At 71.6% G+C, this 1364-nt stretch carries 2 protein-coding genes; one reads left to right on the top strand and one right to left on the bottom strand.

Annotation, left to right across the window (positions count from 1 at the left end; all coding sequences use genetic code 11):
• The coding region (locus tag AC27IQ_RS24640; RefSeq protein WP_487091162.1) for a M14 family zinc carboxypeptidase at positions 1 to 707 on the top strand (707 nt) is incomplete at its 5' end.
• A 26-nt stretch (positions 708 to 733) separates the two neighbouring features.
• Here AC27IQ_RS24640 and AC27IQ_RS24635 read toward each other — a convergent pair.
• Positions 734 to 1294, bottom strand: a complete 561-nt coding sequence (locus tag AC27IQ_RS24635; RefSeq protein WP_487091164.1) for an NAD(P)H-dependent oxidoreductase — start codon at positions 1292 to 1294, stop codon at positions 734 to 736.
• Positions 1295 to 1364: the final 70 nt, after the last annotated feature.

Genomic DNA, 1364 nt, shown 5'->3' with positions numbered 1-1364 from the left:
CGCAACGGCATCCCCCCTGTACTGGCGCGACGTGCCGCCGGCCGGCTTGGCCCCCGGGCACGGTGCCGCTGCGCGTGCTGGTGGTGGGCGCCATGCATGGCGACGAGCCCACGGCGGCGTCGCTCGCGCTGCGCTGGATCGGGTTCGCCGAGACGCGCCTGCTGCCCACGCGGCGGCCGGTGCACTGGCGGTTCATCCCCGCGCTGAACCCGGACGGCATGCTCGCCAAGCCCGCCACCCGGGTGAATGCGCGCGGCGTGGACCTGAACCGCAACTTCCCCACGCCCAACTGGGAGCGCGACGCCCCCATCTACTGGGAAAAGCGCACCCGCCGCGACCCCCGCCGCTGGCCCGGTCCCGCGGCGCTGTCGGAGCCCGAATCGCAGTTCCTGCACACGCAGATGGCGCAGTTCGAGCCCGATCTGGTGGTCAGCATCCATGCGCCCTACGGCGTGCTCGACTTCGACGGCCCGCAGCCGCCGCCCAGCCGGCTGGGGCGCCTGCGGCTGGACCAGCTGGGCATCTTTCCGGGCTCGCTCGGGCACTACGGCAGCGTGCACCTGGGGCTGCCCGTGGTAACCATCGAGCTGCAGCACGAGCTGCGCATGCCGCAGGACGACGAGGTGCGCGTGATGTGGCGCGACCTGCTGCGCTGGATGGACGAGCACCTGGCCGTCGTGGACGGCCAGGCATCACCGCAGAAATAGCCTCCAGCGCAGATTCAACTAGGGCATTATGCTATTAAAAATGTAGCAGCCGATGCCAGGGCCTGCGCATCGGACTGCACCGCGCCGGGCGGCCCGCCCTTGCCCCACAGGGCGCCGCCCCAGGGCATGGCCAGGAACTGCGCGCACAGCCGCACCGAATCGATCATGGGCTGCGCCTTGGCGCGGTCGCCGCTGGTGGTGATGAGCCGCAGCGTCTTGGCCGCCATGGGCTCCTTGAACGGCTGGCCCGGAATGCGCATCCAGCCGCTCCAGTGGTCCAGGTAGGTCTTGAGCGGCGAGGGAAGGCTGTACCAGTACACGGGTGCGACGAACACGATGTCGGTCGCGGCGAGCGTGGCCTCCAGCAGCGTCTTCATGTCGCCGGTGGGGGCGGGGTACTCGCCGGTGGTGTGGCGCCGGTCCACGAAGGGCGGCAGTTCCATCCGCGCGAGGTTCAGCCAGGTCTGAACGGTGTCCGCTGGCAGGGCCGCGGCGGCCTGCCGCGCCAGCCATTCGGTGTTGCCGACATGGCCGGGCTCGCGGGTGGAGGTGGTGAGGAACAGGGTGTGGGAAGGCATGCCCGGCATGGTAGCGCCGGCCGGGGGTGCCGCCCCGGTCAGGCCGCCCCGGTCAGGCCGCGATCGGGGCGGACGCGGC

This window comes from Acidovorax sp. KPB24-07 (assembly GCF_057543315.1).
Note: the sequence above shows the minus strand (reverse complement) of the source record. Positions and strands in the feature narration are given on the sequence as shown.